The sequence below is a fragment of the Novosphingobium arvoryzae genome, assembly GCF_014652615.1.
Lineage (GTDB): Bacteria > Pseudomonadota > Alphaproteobacteria > Sphingomonadales > Sphingomonadaceae > Novosphingobium > Novosphingobium arvoryzae.
On record NZ_BMZD01000005.1, the window covers coordinates 1 to 19,202 of the forward strand.

14 protein-coding genes and 1 pseudogene are annotated in these 19,202 nt (G+C 61.4%); 5 read left to right on the plus strand and 10 right to left on the minus strand.

The features are described 5' to 3' along the window. Nucleotides 1-550: 550 nt before the first annotated feature. Both IE113_RS16495 and IE113_RS10965 read right to left on the minus strand, forming a co-directional pair. Nucleotides 551-883: pseudogene (locus IE113_RS16495) on the minus strand (CatB-related O-acetyltransferase); the annotation flags it as partial. Between the two features lie 836 nt (nucleotides 884-1,719). After that, complete coding sequence (locus IE113_RS10965) at nucleotides 1,720-2,286, minus strand: tyrosine-type recombinase/integrase (RefSeq protein ID WP_189541412.1); 567 nt, start codon at nucleotides 2,284-2,286, stop codon at nucleotides 1,720-1,722. 260 nt (nucleotides 2,287-2,546) lie between these two features. Here IE113_RS10965 and IE113_RS10970 point away from each other — a divergent pair, with 260 nt between their 5' ends. Together IE113_RS10970 and IE113_RS10975 are read left to right on the plus strand one after the other, a co-directional pair. After that, on the plus strand, nucleotides 2,547-3,113 hold the full coding sequence (locus tag IE113_RS10970) for a tyrosine-type recombinase/integrase (RefSeq protein ID WP_189541414.1): 567 nt from the start codon (nucleotides 2,547-2,549) through the stop codon (nucleotides 3,111-3,113). Between the two features lie 157 nt (nucleotides 3,114-3,270). Then, nucleotides 3,271-3,702: a VOC family protein gene (locus IE113_RS10975; RefSeq protein WP_189541416.1), complete on the plus strand. Its 432-nt coding sequence runs from the start codon at nucleotides 3,271-3,273 to the stop codon at nucleotides 3,700-3,702. A gap of 20 nt (nucleotides 3,703-3,722) precedes the next feature. On the opposite strand, the gene IE113_RS10980 is transcribed toward IE113_RS10975, so the two are convergent. The 6 genes from IE113_RS10980 to IE113_RS11005 all read right to left on the minus strand — a co-directional run bounded on the left by IE113_RS10980 (nucleotide 3,723) and on the right by IE113_RS11005 (nucleotide 11,572). Beyond that, the gene (locus IE113_RS10980) at nucleotides 3,723-4,169 is read right to left on the minus strand and encodes a hypothetical protein (RefSeq protein WP_189541417.1); all 447 of its coding nucleotides are present in this window, start codon (nucleotides 4,167-4,169) and stop codon (nucleotides 3,723-3,725) included. 63 nt (nucleotides 4,170-4,232) lie between these two features. Then, nucleotides 4,233-5,477, minus strand: coding sequence for a tyrosine-type recombinase/integrase (locus IE113_RS10985; RefSeq protein ID WP_189541419.1), 1,245 nt, complete (start codon nucleotides 5,475-5,477; stop codon nucleotides 4,233-4,235). Between the two features lie 180 nt (nucleotides 5,478-5,657). Further along, complete coding sequence (guaA, locus tag IE113_RS10990; protein ID WP_189541422.1) at nucleotides 5,658-7,217, minus strand: glutamine-hydrolyzing GMP synthase; 1,560 nt, start codon at nucleotides 7,215-7,217, stop codon at nucleotides 5,658-5,660. A gap of 123 nt (nucleotides 7,218-7,340) precedes the next feature. Then, on the minus strand, nucleotides 7,341-8,882 hold the full coding sequence (locus IE113_RS10995; RefSeq protein WP_189541424.1) for a class I adenylate-forming enzyme family protein: 1,542 nt from the start codon (nucleotides 8,880-8,882) through the stop codon (nucleotides 7,341-7,343). A 406-nt stretch (nucleotides 8,883-9,288) separates the two neighbouring features. Next, nucleotides 9,289-10,698 (minus strand): M20/M25/M40 family metallo-hydrolase, encoded by a 1,410-nt coding sequence (locus tag IE113_RS11000; RefSeq protein WP_189541426.1) that lies wholly within the window; start codon nucleotides 10,696-10,698, stop codon nucleotides 9,289-9,291. Nucleotides 10,699-10,747: 49 nt separating this feature from the next. Continuing rightward, nucleotides 10,748-11,572: a class I SAM-dependent methyltransferase gene (locus IE113_RS11005; RefSeq protein WP_189541429.1), complete on the minus strand. Its 825-nt coding sequence runs from the start codon at nucleotides 11,570-11,572 to the stop codon at nucleotides 10,748-10,750. Nucleotides 11,573-11,682: 110 nt separating this feature from the next. Here IE113_RS11005 and gyrB point away from each other — a divergent pair, with 110 nt between their 5' ends. The 3 genes from gyrB (at nucleotide 11,683) to IE113_RS11020 (ending at nucleotide 16,233) form a co-directional block, all read left to right on the plus strand. Continuing rightward, nucleotides 11,683-14,193: a DNA topoisomerase (ATP-hydrolyzing) subunit B gene (gene gyrB, locus IE113_RS11010; RefSeq protein ID WP_189541431.1), complete on the plus strand. Its 2,511-nt coding sequence runs from the start codon at nucleotides 11,683-11,685 to the stop codon at nucleotides 14,191-14,193. Nucleotides 14,194-14,276: 83 nt separating this feature from the next. Next, nucleotides 14,277-15,674 (plus strand): aldehyde dehydrogenase, encoded by a 1,398-nt coding sequence (locus IE113_RS11015; protein WP_189541432.1) that lies wholly within the window; start codon nucleotides 14,277-14,279, stop codon nucleotides 15,672-15,674. A gap of 16 nt (nucleotides 15,675-15,690) precedes the next feature. After that, nucleotides 15,691-16,233, plus strand: a complete 543-nt coding sequence (locus IE113_RS11020; protein WP_189541434.1) for a DUF3237 domain-containing protein — start codon at nucleotides 15,691-15,693, stop codon at nucleotides 16,231-16,233. Between the two features lie 137 nt (nucleotides 16,234-16,370). Here the strand turns inward: IE113_RS11020 and IE113_RS11025 are convergent, their stop codons facing one another. Together IE113_RS11025 and IE113_RS11030 are read right to left on the minus strand one after the other, a co-directional pair. Continuing rightward, nucleotides 16,371-17,543, minus strand: a complete 1,173-nt coding sequence (locus IE113_RS11025; RefSeq protein ID WP_189541437.1) for a BaiN/RdsA family NAD(P)/FAD-dependent oxidoreductase — start codon at nucleotides 17,541-17,543, stop codon at nucleotides 16,371-16,373. Next, nucleotides 17,540-19,162 carry an NAD(P)/FAD-dependent oxidoreductase gene (locus IE113_RS11030; RefSeq protein WP_189541439.1) on the minus strand — a complete coding sequence of 541 codons (1,623 nt, stop codon included), beginning with the start codon at nucleotides 19,160-19,162 and terminating at the stop codon, nucleotides 17,540-17,542. Before IE113_RS11030 ends, IE113_RS11025 begins: the two co-directional genes overlap by 4 nt. Nucleotides 19,163-19,202: the final 40 nt, after the last annotated feature.

Consider the following 19,202-nt stretch of genomic DNA (forward strand, 5'->3'; position numbering starts at 1 on the left):
CGACCTTCGACCGGCTGCGTCATTCGCAGACCTTCGATGACGGCGATAGCGGGCGTTATTGGGACGAATTGCGTTAATCCCCCTTCGCCAACCTCCGCCATGGCAAGCTGCCGGACAGCGGTGACGAGGATCGCGCCTACTGAACCATAACATAAAACCTAGCTGCACGGTTTTGCCAACGTGCAGCCACCTTGGTGGCATGGCGCTTGGGAGCATTGCGCCATGCCATTTTCTCACTGAAAACTACATCGGGCGGAACAATCCCACAGCTTGATCGAAGTCAATCTGCTTATCGTTCACTCTGAACGCCAAATCGACGAGGGACTTGAAATCACCTCTTGCCTTCATAACGCCGCCTCGAAAGCTCGCCGCTGCGGCGCATTTCATGGCAAGATAATGATAGGAATGCGTCGTTGGCCGAATACTACTCAGCGTCGCAATACGATTACGAAAACGCAAAAGCAAGACATGCCTCGTCCGCGCAAGTGCAAAACTAATTGCTCCGCCAAATCTGTTGCTGATCGATGATGATCTTTTCACCTCGTGGCAGTCATTTTAGTGCTTCCGGAAGCTTGAGGGTCGAAGGCCGGTAGGGCATGATGTTTAGACGACGCTCTTCAAAGGCTGATAAAAACTCTTCGGGATTATTCATTTGAATATCAGCGAAATCTCGCCAGTCATAGTCCCACCAGCTTGACGCAAGAAGACGTTCAATGACTTCATCCGGAAATCTAAACCGAATTATTTTACTAGGATTGCCGCCGACAATAGCAAATGGTGGAACATCTTTCGTTACCAAAGAGTTTGCAGCCACGATGGCCCCATGGCCTATCGTAATCCCCATACTAAGAACCACATCTTGGCCGATCCATACATCGTGACCAATTTTTGGGTAGGATTTACCGCCCATGATGTCAAAGTGCTCTGCCTTGAAGCGGGGGCCGCAATCCTGTTCGGCAAGCTGAAGTAGGGCGTTATGCCTCCATGAAATATGCCCTGTACTTACGCGGCCAACAGGGTGCTGAGAGTCTAAAAATTTCAAACGCGGAGCTATTGAGCAGTGCCGCCCAACCTTCATGCCTTCTGGTAAAGCTGAATAGCTGTAGCTCCACGAACCGATCGAACAAAGACCGTGCTGGATGGACAATCCAGGTCCAGGGTGGTAGGTGGAAGTGTAGATCGCACTAAAAGGCTCGATCTCTATCGACGCATTGAAGGTCAATTGTAGCCCCGGCTTCAGCCAGCCGATGTCAGGATTGTTCAAGTACGAACTTGCGCTAGGCCGCCAAGCGGCCAGAAACCGGAACGATTTGAAAAGTTCAATATGATCCGGCGTCAGGACAATTTTTTGTACCATGCTAAAGTAAATACCTAAAAAAGTTGCTGTCCGCAAGACTAGGAGAAAAGAGCTGCATCGACGCTTCTGCTCAATCATGGATGAAGCATAAATTATCGAGGATTTGTCACTTTCTGGCTATCGCGTCCTAGATTGACTATCTCCGGCTGTGGCCGGGTTTATCATGAGGCCAGACGCGGGGAAGCGGGAGAACGCCTCTCCACTCACTCCCGCCAAAGTTAGCTTATTGGCGTGATGGTGGCCCCCTACCTTCATAAAACTGACCAGAATGCCCCCAGCGCGGAATCGATGGGGCGAGCCGAGCATACTATTTTGGAACGCTTCGATGCCTTTCTACCGATAAACTCGGTGATGGATCAACATCAATCCGCATTCGCCGCATTCCTGAGCTGCTCGTCGCTGACATGACAGTAGAGCGCCGTGGTCTGGATCGAGGAATGGCCCATGAGCTGCTGGATCGTGGCCATACCAATGCCCAGCTCATTCTTCCGTGTTGCGAACGTGCGCCGCCCTGCATGGCTGCTCGTATCAATGCCCGCTGCGCGGTAAATGGATTTGAGCCTCGTCGACAGCGTGACGGTGCACATATGCCGACCAGTGCGGGAGCTGGCGATCAAGGGCGCTGCGTCGGGCAATTCCTTTGAGTGTCCCAAGAAAATGCTCAAAATCCGGCGCAGCTCGTCGCCGACAAAAACACGCCGTGACCGATTGCCTTTGGTCTGGTGCTTGGCGAGGTGAATGATGTCCACCGCCCGGCCATCAATGCCCCTCACATCGCCCAAAGTGAGCGCAGCAATTTCACCTACACGCATGCCGCCCATGATGCTCAGCGCCAATGCCAGCTTGTCGCGCTGCCCATGATTGAGCGTCTCCGCAATGCGCAGCACACGACGCACTTCGTCCTTGGTGAGCACCTTAGCCTTGGCCATTGCAACCGCCTCTTGATGAACTTTTCCGCTGTACTCAGCATATTTTCATCAAGGCGACGTTCCTACGGAAAGGGGATCAGAGAAGACCTGTTCGATCTCAATGGTATAGCCGTAGTCGGTGAACTTTTATGTAAAAGTTCACATCGCCCAAAGAGGTGATTGGAAATACACGATTTAGATATGGCTAGATTTCGGTAGGAATAAGTTACTCATAAACTTATCATGCGATTTGTAGGAAATGTTTATGAGGAAATGGCAAAATGGCTCGTGCAAAGGTTCTCTCTCGTGATGAGATAAAGAGGGTCATGCGAATGGCTGACTGCACGAGCAATGGGCTTCGTGACAAAGTGAGCTTGGCTCTCAGCATTCAAGCAGGGATGCGGATTGGCGAAATCGCAGCACTCAAGATTGGCGACGTTCGAGGGATCGATGGTCGCTCAGTAGAAGTCATTCATCTCACTAAGCACCAGACGAAAGGCAATCGATCTCGACGTGTCTTTCTCAGCGACGAGCTTCGAAAGCTGCTGAACACCTATCTCGCTCAGATCGAGCAGCTAGACGACAGCAGAGCGTTCATTCGCAGCACTCGCACTGGAGGTCACTTCAGCAATGTGTCGCTCAGCTCCAGGCTGAAAGCGATCTACGAGAGCGCAGGTATCGAGACGAGCAGTCACAGTGGTCGACGCAGCTTTTGCACTGCGCTTCACGAGAAGGGCGTGGGCATCAAAACGATTCAGCATCTCATGGGTCATCAATCGATTCAGACGACTGCGATCTACATTTCCATAACTGACTGTCAGCTCGCCAACGCTGTCAACGCAATCTGAGCAAAACTCAAACTTTAAGAAAGGAAGCGATCATGTGCACGTGTCAGGATCTCGTGGAACAAGATGCACGACAAGGAGCTCCCTTGATCGCTTCACTTTCTATCGTTAGCTTTGAATATGATATCAGGGGGAGGAAGCTGAAATGGGAATAAGGGGCGTGAACCGCATCATGATCGCGGTGCATGATATCGAGAAAGCCAAGCAGCAGTATGCAGATTTGCTAGGCGCAACGTTCATGGATGCAGACTGGACGGGAGCACCGTTTGGAATCAAGGTTGCCATAGCTTGGGATGCAGGAATCGAACTTTGCGCGCCTATGCCAGGACGAGAAAAAGACAGTGCAGTTTCGCAGTTCCTCGAGAAACGCGGCGAAGGCATCATGAATGTCTTTTTTGGGGTAGACAATGGTGACGAAGCAAACGCACGAGCTTCATCTCATGGTTACAACTGCGTGGGCTCGCTTGATTACACGCAAGAGGAAATCGATGCACATCTTGGAGGTTTATTCAAACGCTACCAAGAGTTCACGCTAAACTCTAGCGGTCGCTGCGGATTTACGATTTCCCTCGCTCAGATTGATGAAAAATAGCTCGTTGCGTATTTCGCGGTTCAAGACGCAATAACATTCGCAGCCTTGCGAAACGCAACGTCCTTGTTCTGCGTCCCATATATCTGACGACGAAGCTGTTGCTGCTGTGATTGTGGTGTAGGCGCTGCGTTCAGAGCCTGCTGAATGCCCTGCCCTATACTCGATTGCCCCTGTGAGCGTCCCTCAGAGTCTTTCTGACTATCAGGGTTATCTGTGCTGCTTTGCTTGTCGTGCTGCTTCTGAGGAATGCTCTGAGGAGCAGGCTTTGGTGGTTTAGCTTTTCGTGGACGACACTGCTTTGCGAGAGCAGCGCACTTGTTCTGCAAAATCCCTGTGAACTGCTCTGCACCAACGAGCATCAGATCGATGTAGAGCTTCAGTCGCTCAGCATCTGACTTCGCAGCTTTCTGCAGAGCTACTGCAAGCCAACGCTTCAGCTCCTCGATATCGTCAATCTCAGTGTCCATCGCACTCTCCTATCGAGAGTATTTAGCGATGCTCAGAAACTCAAAAGTTTGAGTCAGGGATGATCAGATGGGCGTTATTCTGCCGTTCTCGTCACGCACGTAATCTGCTGTCGCATTCGTAAATCGACGCTCATCGTTGAGATGAAAGTAGACCTTTCCAATCTGATACTCGCTGCTGCCAATCATCTCTGCAACTTGCTGAAACGATAGACCGCTCATCACACGCTGCGTGACCATGAAATGGCGCAAGCTGTAGGGTACGACATGCCTCGCTTTGCGATCAGTGATCTTCGCTTCCTCGAGAATCTTGTCGAAGTGATAGCCTACAGCACGATTCGACAGTCTCGCTTTCCCATCGATGCTGAAGATCAGATCAGTCTCGCTTTCAGGAGGGAAAAGCTCCTTCAGACGCTGAAAATAATAACCACCTCGACACAGAAACTCTCTTGATTCTTTGACCTTCGAGGTTTTGTCTCTGACATAGATACGAGCTAGCAATGTGTGCAGATAACTCTGCCCTTTCTCATACTTCTCCAAGCCAACGTCGCACCATCGAAGCTGCTGCTGCTCACCTGAACGAAGTCCTGAGTTAGCAGCGATGATGAAATAATGACGCATGATCTGACGCATCTTCCACTCGTTTTCGTCGAGTTTGTTTTTCGTCTTCGAAGCGTACCTTCTCGCTGCTGCTGTGAATGCGTTGTACTCGTCAGGACTGAAAGTTTGACGTTTGATGCGATTTGAATCGATCTTGTACGTGCTGAGCTTGGGGAAATCGAAAGAGTCGACCATCACTTCGTTGTGACGAAACAGGTATTTCATCATGCTGTTAATGGTGCCTTGCTCATTGTGAAGAGTTGAATGAGCAAGTTGACGCTTCGCTTTGGCGATGCGTTCGCTGAAGTAGTTCTCGCAAGCTGTGCGCCCCAAATCCTTCAGCTTCGTATCTCGACCTATGAAGTCGAGCCAATGATTGAGATGCGTTGTGATCGTACCATGTCGTCCTTTGACGATATGCCCAACGCCAATGTCCTTCTCTCGATGTTCAAGAAAGAGCCTTACGCCTTCCTTCGCATTCAAAGAAAAGTACTTTTTGCCAATCTGCTGATTGCCTAGAAGCTCAAGGTAGAAGGTCTTACCACGTTCGAGAGCAGTAGCTCGATTGGTGGTGCCTAAGCTCTTACGGGCATATTTGTTCTCAGCTTTAAGCCACAAGCGAAAGTGCCAATAGTCGCCACGCTTGTAGATGCAGCCATCATCAAAGATGGCAATCTCATCCTCACCAAAGCGTTTCTTCTTCGAGACCATCAGCGCCCCCAAGCTGCACGTTAGAACTCACATACACTACGAAACGCAATAGCGTCCTCAGTGTGAAAGTTCGTGTGCAACTTTATGAGGCGTGGCACTGAAGGGCAACGCTTTTTTCTGCGATGTGAAAGTTATGTGAAACTTATAAATCTCAGAAATGCGTTACTTTTGGAGTATGAACTACTCCCACTCGATCGTACCCGGCGGCTTTGACGTATAGTCATAAACCACGCGGTTGATGCCCTTGACCTCGTTGATGATCCGCGTCGCCACCCGGCTCAGGAACGCCGCGTCGAACGGATAGATGTCAGCCGTCATCCCGTCAGTGCTGGTCACGGCGCGCAGCGCGCAGACGTTGTCATAGGTGCGACCATCGCCCATCACGCCGACCGTCTTGACCGGAAGCAGCACGGCGAACGCCTGCCAGATCGCATCGTAGAGGCCAGCGTTGCGGATTTCCTCCAGATAGATCGCGTCGGCCTTGCGCAGCACATCGCAGCGCTCACGCGTGACTTCGCCGGGAATGCGGATGGCCAGGCCCGGGCCGGGGAACGGATGGCGACCGACGAACACATCCGGCAGGCCCAGTTCACGGCCCAGTTCGCGGACCTCGTCCTTGAACAACTCGCGCAGCGGTTCGACCAGCTTCATGTTCATGCGCTCGGGCAGGCCGCCGACGTTGTGGTGGCTCTTGATGGTGACGCTCGGACCACCGGTGAACGAAACGCTTTCGATCACGTCGGGATAGAGCGTGCCCTGCGCCAGGAATTCAGCCCCGCCGATCTGCTTGGCTTCGGCCTCGAACACGTCGATGAAAGTCTTGCCGATGAACTTGCGCTTGGCTTCGGGGTCGGTCACCCCGGCCAGCCCGCCCAGGAACAGCGCGGAAACGTCCTTGTGGATTAGCGGGATGTTGTAGTGTCCGCGGAACAGGCTGACGACCTGGTCCGCCTCGCCCATGCGCATCAGCCCGTGGTCCACGAACACGCAGGTCAGCTGGTCGCCGATCGCTTCGTGGATCAGCACGGCGGCGACGGCCGAATCGACCCCGCCCGAGAGGCCGCAGATGACCTTGCCGCTGCCGACCTGCTCGCGGATTTCCGCGATCTTGGTCTTGCGGAATTCGGCCATGGTCCAGTCACCGGCCAGCCCGCAGACGTGGCGGACGAAGTTCTTGAGCAGCTTGGCCCCGTCCGGCGTGTGGACCACTTCCGGGTGGAACTGCATCGCGTAGATGCGCTTTTCGTCATTGGCGATGACCGCAAACGGCGCGCCGGGGCTGGCTGCGACCGGGCGGAAGCCGGGTGCCAGCGCGGTGACCTTGTCGCCGTGGCTCATCCACACCTGGTGCTTCTCGCCTTCGGCCCAGAGCCCGTCGAACAGAACGCAAGTGTCGGAAATATCAATGAAAGCGCGGCCGAACTCGCCGGCGTCGCCTTGCAGGACCTGTCCGCCCAGCTGGTGCATCAGGGCCTGCTGACCATAGCAGATCCCCAGCATCGGCAGTCCGCTGTTCAGGATCGCGTCGGGAATGCGGGGGCCGTTTTCATCCAGAACCGAGGCCGGCCCGCCCGACAGGATGATCCCCTTGGGCTGCATCCGTGCAAAGGCGGCTTCGGCGTGGCTGAACGGGGCGATTTCGGAATAGACCCCGGCTTCGCGCACCCGGCGGGCGATCAGCTGGGTTACCTGGCTGCCGAAATCGACAATGAGGATGGAGTCGGAGGGCTGGATGGTCATGTCTGGCCGATAAAGACGCCGCCGCGCGGTGGCAAGGGCGCGCGTGGCGCTTTTCAAGGGTGGCATAACGGGACAAGGCGGCACCGACCGGCCGCCATGCCCCGCTGAACCGCGCCAGACCGCCTACCGGGCGATCGCGATTTCGCGCAAGTCGGTCTTGAGCAGCTTGCCGATGTGGCTGCGCGGCATTTCGGCAATGGCATGGAGCGCGGAAACGCGCTGTGTCTTGCCAAGGCGGCTGTTGGTGACGGTGCGGATGTCTTCCAGCTGGTCCTCGCCCACGCCGGGTTTCAGCACGACGAAGCCGACCGGCGTTTCGCCCCACTGGTCGGATGGAATCCCGACCACCGCCGCTTCGACCACCCGGTCGTCCTTGGCCAGTTCCATTTCCAGGTCGATCGGGAAGATGTTGAAGCCGCCGGAGATGATCACGTCCTTGGTTCGGCCGACCAGCTCGACAAAGCCGTCCTCGTCGACCCGGCCGACATCGCCCATGCGCTGCCAGGTGCTGCCATCGGCGGGATCTATCCAATAGCCTTCGCGGGTCTTTTCGGGTTGGTTCTTGTAACCCAGCATCATCGTGGGCGATTTGCCGACGAGTTCGCCGGCGACGCCGGGGGGGACTTCGTTGCCGTGCTCGTCCAGCACTTTCAGGAAGTGGCCGGGGGCGGGGCGGCCCACGGTGTGGAGCTTGTCCGGGTGTTCATGCACCGGGAAGATGCAGGCCACGCCGCCTTCGGTCATGCCATAGATCTCGATCAGCCCGCCCGGCATCCGCGCCAGCACTTCGGCCTTCAGGTCGGCGGGGAAGGGGGCGGAGGTGCAATACTTCATCCGCATCGAGGACAAGTCGTAATCGTCGAAGTGCTCGAACTGCATCAGGCGGCGGTATTGCACCGGGACCAGCATGGTGTGGGTGATGCGTTCGCCTTGCGCGCGCTTCAGCCAGCCTTCGGTATCGAACTTGCCCATCAGCGAGGCACAGCCGCCCGAATACATCGTCGGCAGGAACACGGCCATCGTGGTGTTGGAATACAGCGGGGTCGAGGTCAGCGTCCGGCTGTCGGTGCCATAGTTGAGCGCGGCGCGGAACGTCATCTGCCGCCAGCGCATGCCGTGGCTGTGGACGATCCCCTTGGGAATGCCGGTGGTGCCGGAAGAGTAGATGATGTTGAGCGGATCGTTCTCGTGCGGTTCGAACGGCATGGCCTGCGCGCCCGGCGGTGCCATGAAGCTGTCCAGTTCCTCGTCCATCACGATCTGGTTGGCAGTGGGTAGCTTGAAATCGCCCAGCTCGGTCAGCTTGGCCCGGTCGATGAACAAGTGGATCGCGCCCGAATCCCTTGCCATTCCAGCCAGCTGGTCGGGGCTGGCACTGGTCGTCAGCGGGGCGGCGCAACCACCGGCGCGAATCGCGGCGAGGTAGATGAGCGCGTAGTTGACCGTGGTCGTGCCCAGGATGGCCACCGCCTGTCCGCGTTCCAGCCCATCGGCCTGCAGGCGCGCAGCGATCCGCTCAACCCGGTCCGCCGTTTCGCGCCAGGACAGCGAGGTCGTGCCATCGAACAGCGCTTCGGCATCCCCGCGATATTCACCCCAGGCGGCGATCAGGCCGGGGAACGAACCGAATTCGGCATCAAGCAGGGCAGCGGGGTTGCTGGTCATGGGGTGGCACGCCTCTCAAGTTTTGCTGTTTGTGCTGTCATGGCGCGGCTTGCCCGGTGGCTGCAACGATGAATTGCAGATCAGGACCCTTTTTGCCCGACCGGCGACAAGTTGCATAAAACGCAACAAGTGTTACGCCCTTTGCACTCGCAATCTCTACCATAATAGTTATGTTGCAACTGCGAACAACGCTTCGCATGTACAACCCAGGAGGCACACGATGCGCAATCTTATCGTCGCAGTGCTGCCGTTCATCGCCGCTGCTGGTTTCAGCGGCCTGATGTTCTCCGCCACGCTCGCCTGAGCGCCGGAGCAGCAGCACTCCCAAAACAGCAAAGGCCGTCCGCGCCCCACCGGCACGGACGGCCTTTGACTGTTGTCGTTCGGGCCTGCCTGCTCGCCAGACTTACTTGCTCGACAGTGTCTTCACCAGATCGAACAGGTAATCGCGCCCGGCATAGAGCGACTTCACCCCGATCCGCTCGTTGAGGCCGTGGGCGCCGTTGCCGTCGGGATCGCCCCATGCGCCGGGGACGCCATAGGTCGGGATGCCAACCGCGGCGAGGTAAAGCGCATCCGTCGCGCCGGTCGCCATGTTGGGGATCACCGGCACGCCGGGGAAGTGCTTGGCCGACAGTTGCTCCATCGGCCCGATGATCGCCGGATCCATCGGCGGGGCCTTGGCAATCGGCTTGCCCTTCACCCGCTGTTCCACCTTGACTTTGGGGTTGCCGATCGCGCGTTCAAGCGCGGCCTGGGTCTCTTCCGCCGTGCGGCCGGGGAACATCCGGCAATTGACATTGGCCGTTACCGTCTGCGGCAGCGCGTTGAGCGCATGGCCCCCGTCAACCAGCGTGGCGACGCAGGTCGTGCGGAGCATCGAATGGAGCATCTTGTCCTGGTTGACGATGGCTTCGGCTGCGCTGTCGGCCGGGTTCTTGACCAGCGCCTGCATGGCCGCGCCCGTTTCCCCGCCGCGCTGCGCCCCGGCCTTGGCAAAGAAGGCGCGGGTGGTGTCGTTGAATTCCAGCGGGAAGCGATAGTCGCGGACCTTGGCGATGGCATCGGCCATCACGTAGATCGCGTTGTCCGGCACCGGCTGGCTCGAATGGCCGCCGGGGTTGGTCGTGGTCAGGGTGAAGTCCTGATAGGCCTTTTCGCCGACCTGGATCGTCTGGACCAGCAGATTGCCCTTGCCGTCAGAGCGCCCGCCGCCGCCTTCGTTGAGGGCGAAGGCGGCATCGATCAACTCGCGCTGGTTGTTGGCCAGCCACTCCGCCCCGTTGAACGCGCCGCTCGTTTCCTCGCCGCAGGTCAGCGCCATCTTGATCGTGCGCTTGGGCTTGTAACCCGACTTGGCGAAGCGGACGAGCGTGTCGGTCCAGATCGCGGCCTGCGATTTGTCGTCCGCCGCGCCGCGCGCATAGAAGTATCCGTTCTCCTCGATCAGGGTGAAGGGATCGCGGGTCCAGTCCGCGCGGTTTGCTTCGACCACGTCGATATGCGCCAGCAGCAGCATCGGCTTCAGTTTCTTCGACGTGCCGGGATAGATCGCGACCAGGCTGCCTTCCTTGGGATGGTCGCTGGTGAACATCACCTTGACCTGATCGTCCGTCATCCCTGCCGCCTTCAGGCGGGCGGCCATGCGCTCTGCTGCCAGCGTGCAGCTACCGGCCGACAGGGTGGTGTTGGTTTCCACCAGCTCCTTGTACAGCGCGCGGAATTCGGCCTGATCGGCGCGGATCGCGCCATCCTGTGCGGCGGCGGTGCCGCCCAGCAGCGAAGTGGCGAGCAGGGCGGTCAGGATCGTGCGCATCGGGGCTACCTTCTGTCAGCGTGAAAACGTGCCGCCCGTTTGAGCAGCTTTAGCGCGTCGAGGGAAGAGGGTCCCGAATCGCAACCCAATATCCCATCGTCGGTGCGGCCTTGTCCCACAGGCGCGGCCGCCAGTAGCGCGCGTTCCATGCCATCAGCCACGATGCGGCGGCATCCGCCAGCACGAAGGCACGGTTGTCCCACACCTGCCGCAGGCCAAGCCGCCGGGCAATTTGCTGCAAGCCCGGAAAACCGGCAAGCGAGCGTGCTCGCACGGTGAACCCGGCCTCGGCCAGCATCCGGTCCATCAGCGCGCGCGGGATGCCGCGTTCGTGGGCGGTCAGGCCGGGGCGGGGACGGCGGAAATCGCCCAGCGAGACGATCGGTTCACGCAGGATCAGTGGTGCGCCGGGGGGCAGCACGCGGGCGAGTTCGGCCAGCACTTCGGAGACGTTGGGAATATGGTGCAGCACGCCAAAGCTGCACGCCAGGTCGCACGCTCCGTCCGGCAGGTCGATGGTCCCGCGCGGGGTCGGCATGCGGTATTCGGCCGGGGCACCCGCGATGCGATCCCGCCAGAACCCGCGTCCCGGTTCGATCGCGATGAAGCGGTCCACCTGGCCCGCGAACACCCCGTATTCCCCGCCATCCGCCGCGCCCAGCGCCAGGGCGGTGGCATAGCGCCGGGGCGGCAGATGGCGCAGTGCGTGGTGGCGATGGACCGCGCCCGTGGGGTTTTCCCGAGCGCCGCCGGTCAGCTCGAAATAGCCCTGTTCCTCGCTGGCGAACCATGCTGCGATCCCGGCGTCGTCCAGCCCTTCGCCATAGAGCGTGCGGCCGGTCAGGTCGTCGAAAGTGGGCGCGGGCAACGTCATCACGGCGCGTGGTATCGCATTCGCGCCGAAATGCCCAACCTTGGGGAAAAATTCGCGGTCGCGCGCCGGTTTGGCTTGGGTTTCGGGGGGGCTTTGCCTATAGCCTTGCCATGTCTGAAGCACCCGAAAACACCCCGAACACCAATTCCTATGGCGCGGATTCGATCAAGGTCCTGAAGGGCCTTGATGCGGTGCGCAAGCGCCCCGGCATGTACATCGGCGATACCGATGACGGTTCTGGCCTGCACCACATGGTGTTCGAAGTTTCGGACAACGCGATTGACGAGGCGCTGGCCGGGCATTGCGACCTGGTGCTGATCGAGCTCAACCCCGATGGCTCCGTTTCGGTCGAGGATAACGGGCGCGGCATTCCCACCGGCATCCATCCGGAAGAGGGCGTGTCCGCCGCCGAAGTGATCATGACCCAACTCCACGCGGGCGGGAAGTTCGAGAATACCAGCGACGACAACGCCTACAAGGTGTCGGGCGGCCTGCACGGGGTGGGCGTTTCGGTGGTGAACGCGCTGTCGGAATGGCTGGAGCTGACCATCTGGCGCGACGGTGAAGAGCACTGGATGAAGTTCGCCCATGGCGACGCGGTGGCCCCGCTGGTGGTGCGCGGCCCCGCGCCCGAAGGGAAGAAGGGCACCCGCGTGACCTTCCTCGCCTCGGACGAGACCTTCAAGAACGTCACGACCTATGACTTCGACAAGCTTGAGCATCGCTACCGCGAACTGGCGTTCCTGAACTCCGGCGTTCGCATCCTGCTGCGCGACCTGCGCGGCGAGGAAGTGAAGGAGCACGACCTGTTCTACGAAGGTGGGATCGCGGCCTTCGTGAAGTATCTCGATCGCAACAAGACCGCGCTGCTGCCCGATCCGATCGCGATCAGCTCCGAACGCGACGGCATCGGCATCGATGTCGCGCTGGAGTGGAACGATTCGTATTACGAAAACGTCCTGTGCTTCACCAACAACATCCCGCAGCGCGATGGCGGCACGCACCTGGCCGCGTTCCGCGCCGCGCTGACGCGCACGCTCAACGGCTATGCCGAGAAATCCGGCCTGCTGAAGAAGGAAAAGGTCAACCTGACCGGCGAGGACATGCGCGAAGGGCTGACCGCGATCGTTTCGGTCAAGCTGCCAGACCCGAAGTTCTCCAGCCAGACCAAGGACAAGCTGGTGTCCTCCGAAGTGCGCCAGCCGCTGGAAAGCCTGATGGCCGACCGGCTGAGCGAATGGCTGGAGGAAAATCCCGCCAATGCCAAGCAGGTCGTCGGCAAGATCATCGATGCCGCCGCTGCCCGCGAAGCGGCGCGCCGCGCCCGCGAACTGACCCGTCGCAAGGGGGTGATGGATATCGCCAGCCTGCCGGGCAAGCTGGCCGATTGCCAGGAACGCGATCCTTCGAAGTGCGAGTTGTTCCTGGTCGAAGGGGACTCCGCGGGCGGCAGTGCCAAGCAGGGCCGTGATCGCCACTATCAGGCGATCCTGCCGCTGAAGGGCAAGATCCTGAACGTGGAGCGCGCGCGGTTTGACCGGATCATTTCCTCGAAGGAAGTCGGCACGCTGATCCAGGCGATGGGCACGGGCATTCGCGATGAATTCAACATCGAGAAGCTGCGCTATCACAAGATCGTCATCATGACCGACGCCGACGTCGACGGTGCGCATATCCGCACCCTGCTGCTGACGTTCTTCCACCGCCAGATGCCGGAAATTATCAAGGCGGGCCATTTGTTCATTGCCCAGCCGCCGCTCTACAAGGTCAGCAAGGGACGCAGCGAAGTCTATTTGAAGGATAACGCCGCGCTGGATCGCTACCTGGTCGAAGCCGGTCTGGCGGGCCGCGTGCTGGAAACCGCCGGCGGCGCGCGCAGCGGCAAGGATCTGGAAGCGCTGGTCGATCACGCGATGCGGATGCGCAGCCTGATGGGCTTCGTTCCCAGCCGCTATGATCCCGCGATTGTCGAGGCGCTGGCCATGGCCGGGGTGCTCGGCCCCGATCTGGACCGCGCAGGCCGCGAAGCCGCGCTGGCGCGAGTTGCACTTTGGCTCGACGCCGGGGACCGCGATGCGACCTGGACCGCAGAACTGACGCCCGAAGGCGCCGTGATGGTCAAGCGGCTGTGGCGCGGGGTGACCGATGCCTATCCGATCGACGCCGCGTTCCTGATCAGCGCCGAAGCGCGCAAGCTTTCGCGCCTCGCGGCCGAAAACGTGGAAGTCTATGCCAGCCCGGTCCGGCTGGTCCGCGCCACCGCCGCGGTCGAGGAAGCCGCGGAACCGGATGCCGCCGAGGTGGCCGAGGACGAGGGCGCGGCCGTCCGCCCCGCAGCGGTCAAGGACCAGATCACCCGCCCGTCCGAACTGCTCGAAGCCGTGCTGGCTTCTGGCCGCAAGGGCCTGTCCATCGCCCGCTACAAGGGGCTGGGCGAAATGAATGCGGAACAGCTCTGGGAAACCACGCTCGACCCGGAACACCGCGCGCTGCTGCAGGTGAAGGTCGAGGACGCCGACGTGACCGACGAGATCTTCACCCGCCTGATGGGCGACATCGTCGAACCGCGCCGCGACTTCATCCAGGAAAACGCGCTGAACGTGGCCAACCTCGACGTTTGATGGTGCCGCGCCAGCGGCGCGCAATCGCCCTTGCCCATGGCGGCTCTCATTGTTATGCCTCATAACAACAAAGGAGAGCTGCCATGGAATTCACGCGCCTCAACCCGCTGACCGGTGAAGTCGCCTCGTCCGCTCCGGCGATGAAGGCGGCGGATATTCCCGCCATTGCCGCCAAGGCGGCTGCCGCCTTCCCGGCCTGGGCCGCGCAGGGGCCGAATGCCCGCCGCGCGGTGCTGATGAAGGCCGCCGCCGCGCTCGAAGCGCGGGCCGACGCGTTCGTCGAGGCGATGATGGGCGAAATCGGCGCGACCAGGGGCTGGGCGCTGTTCAACCTGGGCCTCGCCGCCGGGATGGTGCGCGAAGCCGCCGCGCTGACCACGCAGATCGCGGGCGAAGTGATCCCGTCCGACAAGCCCGGCTGCCTGGCCATGGCGCTGAAGGAGCCGGTCGGCGTGATCCTGGGCATCGCCCCGTGGAACGCGCCGATCATCCTGGGCGTGCGCGCGATCGCGGTGCCGCTGGCCTGCGGTAACAGCGTGATCCTGAAGGCGAGCGAAACCTGCCCCCGCACGCACGCCCTGATCATCGAGGCATTTGCCGAAGCGGGCTTCCCCGAAGGCGTGGTGAATGTCGTCACCAACGCACCGGAAGATGCCGCCGAAGTGGTCGGCGCGCTGATCGATGCGCCGCAGGTGAAGCGGATCAACTTCACCGGCAGCACCGGGGTTGGCCGGATCATCGCCAAGCGCGCGGCCGAGCACCTCAAGCCGTGCCTGCTGGAACTGGGCGGCAAGGCCCCGCTGATCGTGCTGGAAGACGCCGATCTGGACGAAGCGGTGAAGGCCGCCGCCTTCGGCGCGTTCATGAACCAGGGCCAGATCTGCATGAGCACCGAGCGGATCATCGTGGTCGAGGCGGTGGCCGATGAATTTGCCCGCCGCTTTGCCGCCAAGGCCGCCAGCATGGCGACCGGCGACCCGCGCGAAGGCACGACCCCGCTGGGCGCGGTGGTCGATCAGAAGACGGTCAACCACGTCAACGCGCTGATCGCGGATGCCGCCGCCAAGGGTGCCAGCGTGATCGCGGGCGGCCCGGCGGAATCGGTGCTGATGCCCGCGACTGTGGTCGACGGCGTGACGGCGGAGATGAACCTCTACCGCGACGAAAGCTTCGGCCCGGTCGTGGCCATGATCCGCGCCCGCGATGCGGCCCACGCGGTCGAACTGGCCAACGACACCCAGTATGGCCTCTCCGCCGCAGTGTTCACGCGCGACATTGCCAAGGGGCTGACCATTGCCCGCCAGATCCAGTCCGGCATCTGCCACGTCAACGGCCCGACCGTGCATGACGAGGCGCAGATGCCGTTCGGCGGGGTGGGCGCATCGGGTTATGGCCGGTTCGGCGGCAAGCAGGGGATCGACAGCTTCACCGAAACCCGGTGGATCACGGTCGAAACCCAGCCGGGCCATTTCCCGATCTGATTGAGAGGCACCGCCGATGAAGCACCTGCTGACCGCCGCTGCCCTCGCTCTTGCAACCCTCACCGGGGCGGCACAGGCCGAGGTTCCGCCGGGGGCAGCCGCGCCCGCGCCGACGCTGACTTATGTCTTCTCGATCCGCGCCGATCTCGATCCCCCGATCGAGGTGGGCACGGTCGACGGCGGGCGCCGCCGCTTCATCGGCATTCGCGGCGGCGAGGTCTATGGTCCGCGCTTGCAAGGCACGGTCATGGCCGGGGGTGGCGATTGGCAGACGATCATGCCCGAAGGCCTGACCAAGGTAGAGGCGCGTTATTTCCTGAAATCCGCCGATGGCACCGTGATCGAAGTCACCAACCCCGGCGTGCGCGTCGCCTCGGTCGAGGTGGTTGAGAAGCTGGCGCGGGGCGAGGTAGTCGACCCCTCGCTCTACTATTTCCGCACCACGCCGAACTTCAAGGTGAACGGCGGCCCGCTCGACTGGATGCAGCGTCACGCCTTCGTCGCGCGCGGCATTCGCAAGCCGGATTCGGTGGTGATCGACTATTACGTGGTGAATTGAGATCCGCGTTAACGTCACCTCGGACTCGATCCGGGATCCAGTTGCTTTCGCACGCGCTCTCCACAAAAGCGGGGCCCCGGATCAAGTCCGGGGTGACGGATGTGGGTGAGGTCCGTTTTGGGGTGTTGGTAGGCGGTTTAAATCGCCTGCCCAGCCGCCCAGCCGCTCGCCCAGGCCCACTGGAAATTATACCCGCCCAGCCAGCCGGTCACGTCGACCGCCTCACCGATGGCATAAAGCCCCGGAACCTTGCTGGCCATCATCGTGCGCGATGACAGGTCGGCGGTGGAAATGCCGCCCGCCGTCACTTCCGCCTTGGCGAAACCTTCCGTGCCGCTGGGCATGAATTGCCAGTCGGCCAGTTTGCTTTCCAGCGCGCGCAGCGCCTTGTCGGTCAGGCCCGCCAGTTCGCCGCCAATCCCGGTGCGGTCCAGCAGCGCGCTCGTCAGTCGGTCGGGCAGGGCCAGCGCGTTGTGCAGTGCCAGTTTGGGGCGCGCGCGTTTCAGGTCGGTCAGCCAGCCTTGCGCGGCATCGGGCAGGAAGTTCACGCCGATGGGCGTGCGGTGCTGCCAGTAGGATGAGATTTGCAGCATCGCCGGGCCGCTCAACCCCCGGTGGGTGAACAGGGCAGCTTCGCGGAAGCGGACCTTGTTCCAGCGCACCACGACTTCGGCGGACACGCCCGACAGCTCGCGGAACAGCGCTTCGTCCGCGCCCAGCGTGAACGGCACCAGCGCGGGGCGCGGCTGGACCACGGACAGGCCGAACTGGCGGGCCAGTTCATAGGCGAACCCGGTGGCGCCGAGCTTGGGGATCGCGGGGCCGCCCGTGGCCAGCACCAGCGCGGGAGCGGTGTAATCGTGCCCGCCCGCACTCACCCTGAACTGTCCGTCGGCATGCGTTACCGCGCTGACCGACTGGCCCAGCGCCAGAGCTACGCCGCCCGCGCGACATTCCTCCACCAGCAGGGCGACGATCTGGCGCGCAGAGCCATCGCAGAACAGCTGCCCCAGCGTCTTTTCGTGCCAGGCGATGCCGTGGCGTTCGACCAGCGCTAGAAAATCCTGCGGGCTGAAACGCCCCAGCGCGGACTTGGCGAAGTGCGGGTTGGCAGACAGGTAACGGTCCGGCGCGGTGCCAAGATTGGTGAAATTGCAGCGCCCACCGCCCGAAATCAGGATCTTCTTGCCCGGCTCGTCCGCGTGATCCAACAGCAGCACCCGCTTGCCGCGCTGGCCAGCGGTGGCCGCCGCCATCATTCCCGCCGCGCCCGCGCCGAGCACGATAGCGTCGAATTGGGCGGCGCTCATTGCGCCATGATGCTTTGCGCGACCGCTTCGCCCACCTTGATCCCGTCAATCGCGGCAGACAGGATGCCGCCCGCATAGCCCGCGCCTTCGCCCGCCGGGAACAGCCGTTCGACGTTGAGGCTCTGGAAATCCTTGCCGCGCGTGATGCGGATCGGGGAGGAGGTGCGGGTTTCAACCCCGGTCATCACTACGTCGGGATCGTCATAGCGGCGGATCTGGCGGCCAAACACGGGCAGCGCCTCGCGCATGGCCTCGACCGCGAAGTCGGGCAGGCAGGCAGCCAGGTCGGTCGGGGTGACGCCGGGCTTGTAGCTGGGGGTCACGCTGCCCAGTGCGGTCGAGGGCCGTCCGGCGAGGAAATCCTCGACCCGCTGGCCCGGTGCGAAATAGGCACCGCCGCCGGCCTGATAGGCCAGCGATTCCCATTTGCGCTGGAATTCGATCCCCGCCAGCGGCCCGTCCGGGTAATCGCGCGCCGGGTCGATCCCGACGACGAAGCCCGAATTGGCATTGAATTCGGCGCGCGAATACTGGCTCATCCCGTTGGTGACGACGCGGCCTTCCTCGCTCGTCGCGGCGACCACGCGCCCGCCGGGGCACATGCAAAAGCTGTAGACGGTGCGTTCGTTCGAACAGTGATGGACCAGGCTATAGGCCGCCGCGCCCAGGATCGGATGCCTGGCGCACTTGCCGAAGCGCGCTTCGTCGATCCAGCTTTGCGGGTGTTCGATCCGCACCCCGATGGAAAACGGCTTCGCCTCGATATGCACGCCCCGCGCGTGGAGCATTTCAAAGGTCGGACGCGCGGAATGGCCGACCGCCATCACCACGTGGTCGGTTTCCAGAAAGCTGCCATCGGCCAGTTGCAGCCCGCGCAGGCGCTGGCGGCCATCGGGCAGGCGGTCCAGCACCAGATCGTCGACGCGGGTTTCCCAGCGGTATTCGCCGCCCAGTTCCTCGATCGTCGCGCGCAGGCTTTCCACCATCGTCACCAGCCGGAACGTGCCGATGTGCGGGTGCGCTTCGTACAGGATATCGTCGGGCGCACCGGCCTTGACGAATTCCTCCAGCACCTTGCGGCCCAGGAAGCGCGGGTCCTTGACCCGGCAATAGAGTTTTCCGTCAGAGAACGTGCCCGCGCCGCCTTCGCCGAACTGGACGTTGGAATCCGGGTTCAGCTCTGACCGCCGCCACAGTCCCCAGGTGTCCTTGGTCCGCTGGCGCACGACCTTGCCGCGATCGACGATGATCGGGCGGAACCCCATCTGCGCCAGCACCAGCCCCGCGAACAGCCCGCACGGCCCCGCACCGATCACGACCGGGCGCTGGCCCGACCAGCCCTCCGGCGCGCGGACCGGCGGGTGCCAGGTCATGTCCGGCGTGGGGCGCAGATCCTTGTCATTGGGGAAGCGCGCCAGCACGGCGGCCTCGTCGGCCACGTCCACGTCGAAGGTATAGACCAGCAGGATCGCGCTCTTGCGGCGGGCATCGTTGCCGCGCTTGAACAGGGTATAGCCGCGCAGTTCATCCACCGCGATGCCCAGCCGCGCGCAGATCGCGGGTGCAATCGCTTCGGGGGGATGGTCAAGCGGCAGGGACAGTCCGGACAGGCGCAGCATTCGCGCCCCTTACCGGGAAAGCGCCTCTGCGCCAACTGGA

Bases quoted from the DNA above. Each gene is read 5' to 3' on its own strand.
- IE113_RS10965 (WP_189541412.1), bottom strand. From the start codon at position 2,286: ATGGCCAAGGCTAAGGTGCTCACCAAGGACGAAGTGCGTCGTGTGCTG.
- IE113_RS10970 (WP_189541414.1), top strand. From the start codon at position 2,547: ATGGCTCGTGCAAAGGTTCTCTCTCGTGATGAGATAAAGAGGGTCATG.
- IE113_RS10980 (WP_189541417.1), bottom strand. From the start codon at position 4,169: ATGGACACTGAGATTGACGATATCGAGGAGCTGAAGCGTTGGCTTGCA.
- IE113_RS10985 (WP_189541419.1), bottom strand. From the start codon at position 5,477: ATGGTCTCGAAGAAGAAACGCTTTGGTGAGGATGAGATTGCCATCTTT.
- guaA (WP_189541422.1), bottom strand. From the start codon at position 7,217: ATGACCATCCAGCCCTCCGACTCCATCCTCATTGTCGATTTCGGCAGC.
- IE113_RS10995 (WP_189541424.1), bottom strand. From the start codon at position 8,882: ATGACCAGCAACCCCGCTGCCCTGCTTGATGCCGAATTCGGTTCGTTC.
- IE113_RS11000 (WP_189541426.1), bottom strand. From the start codon at position 10,698: ATGCGCACGATCCTGACCGCCCTGCTCGCCACTTCGCTGCTGGGCGGC.
- IE113_RS11005 (WP_189541429.1), bottom strand. From the start codon at position 11,572: ATGACGTTGCCCGCGCCCACTTTCGACGACCTGACCGGCCGCACGCTC.
- gyrB (WP_189541431.1), top strand. From the start codon at position 11,683: ATGTCTGAAGCACCCGAAAACACCCCGAACACCAATTCCTATGGCGCG.
- IE113_RS11015 (WP_189541432.1), top strand. From the start codon at position 14,277: ATGGAATTCACGCGCCTCAACCCGCTGACCGGTGAAGTCGCCTCGTCC.
- IE113_RS11020 (WP_189541434.1), top strand. From the start codon at position 15,691: ATGAAGCACCTGCTGACCGCCGCTGCCCTCGCTCTTGCAACCCTCACC.
- IE113_RS11025 (WP_189541437.1), bottom strand. From the start codon at position 17,543: ATGAGCGCCGCCCAATTCGACGCTATCGTGCTCGGCGCGGGCGCGGCG.
- IE113_RS11030 (WP_189541439.1), bottom strand. From the start codon at position 19,162: ATGCTGCGCCTGTCCGGACTGTCCCTGCCGCTTGACCATCCCCCCGAA.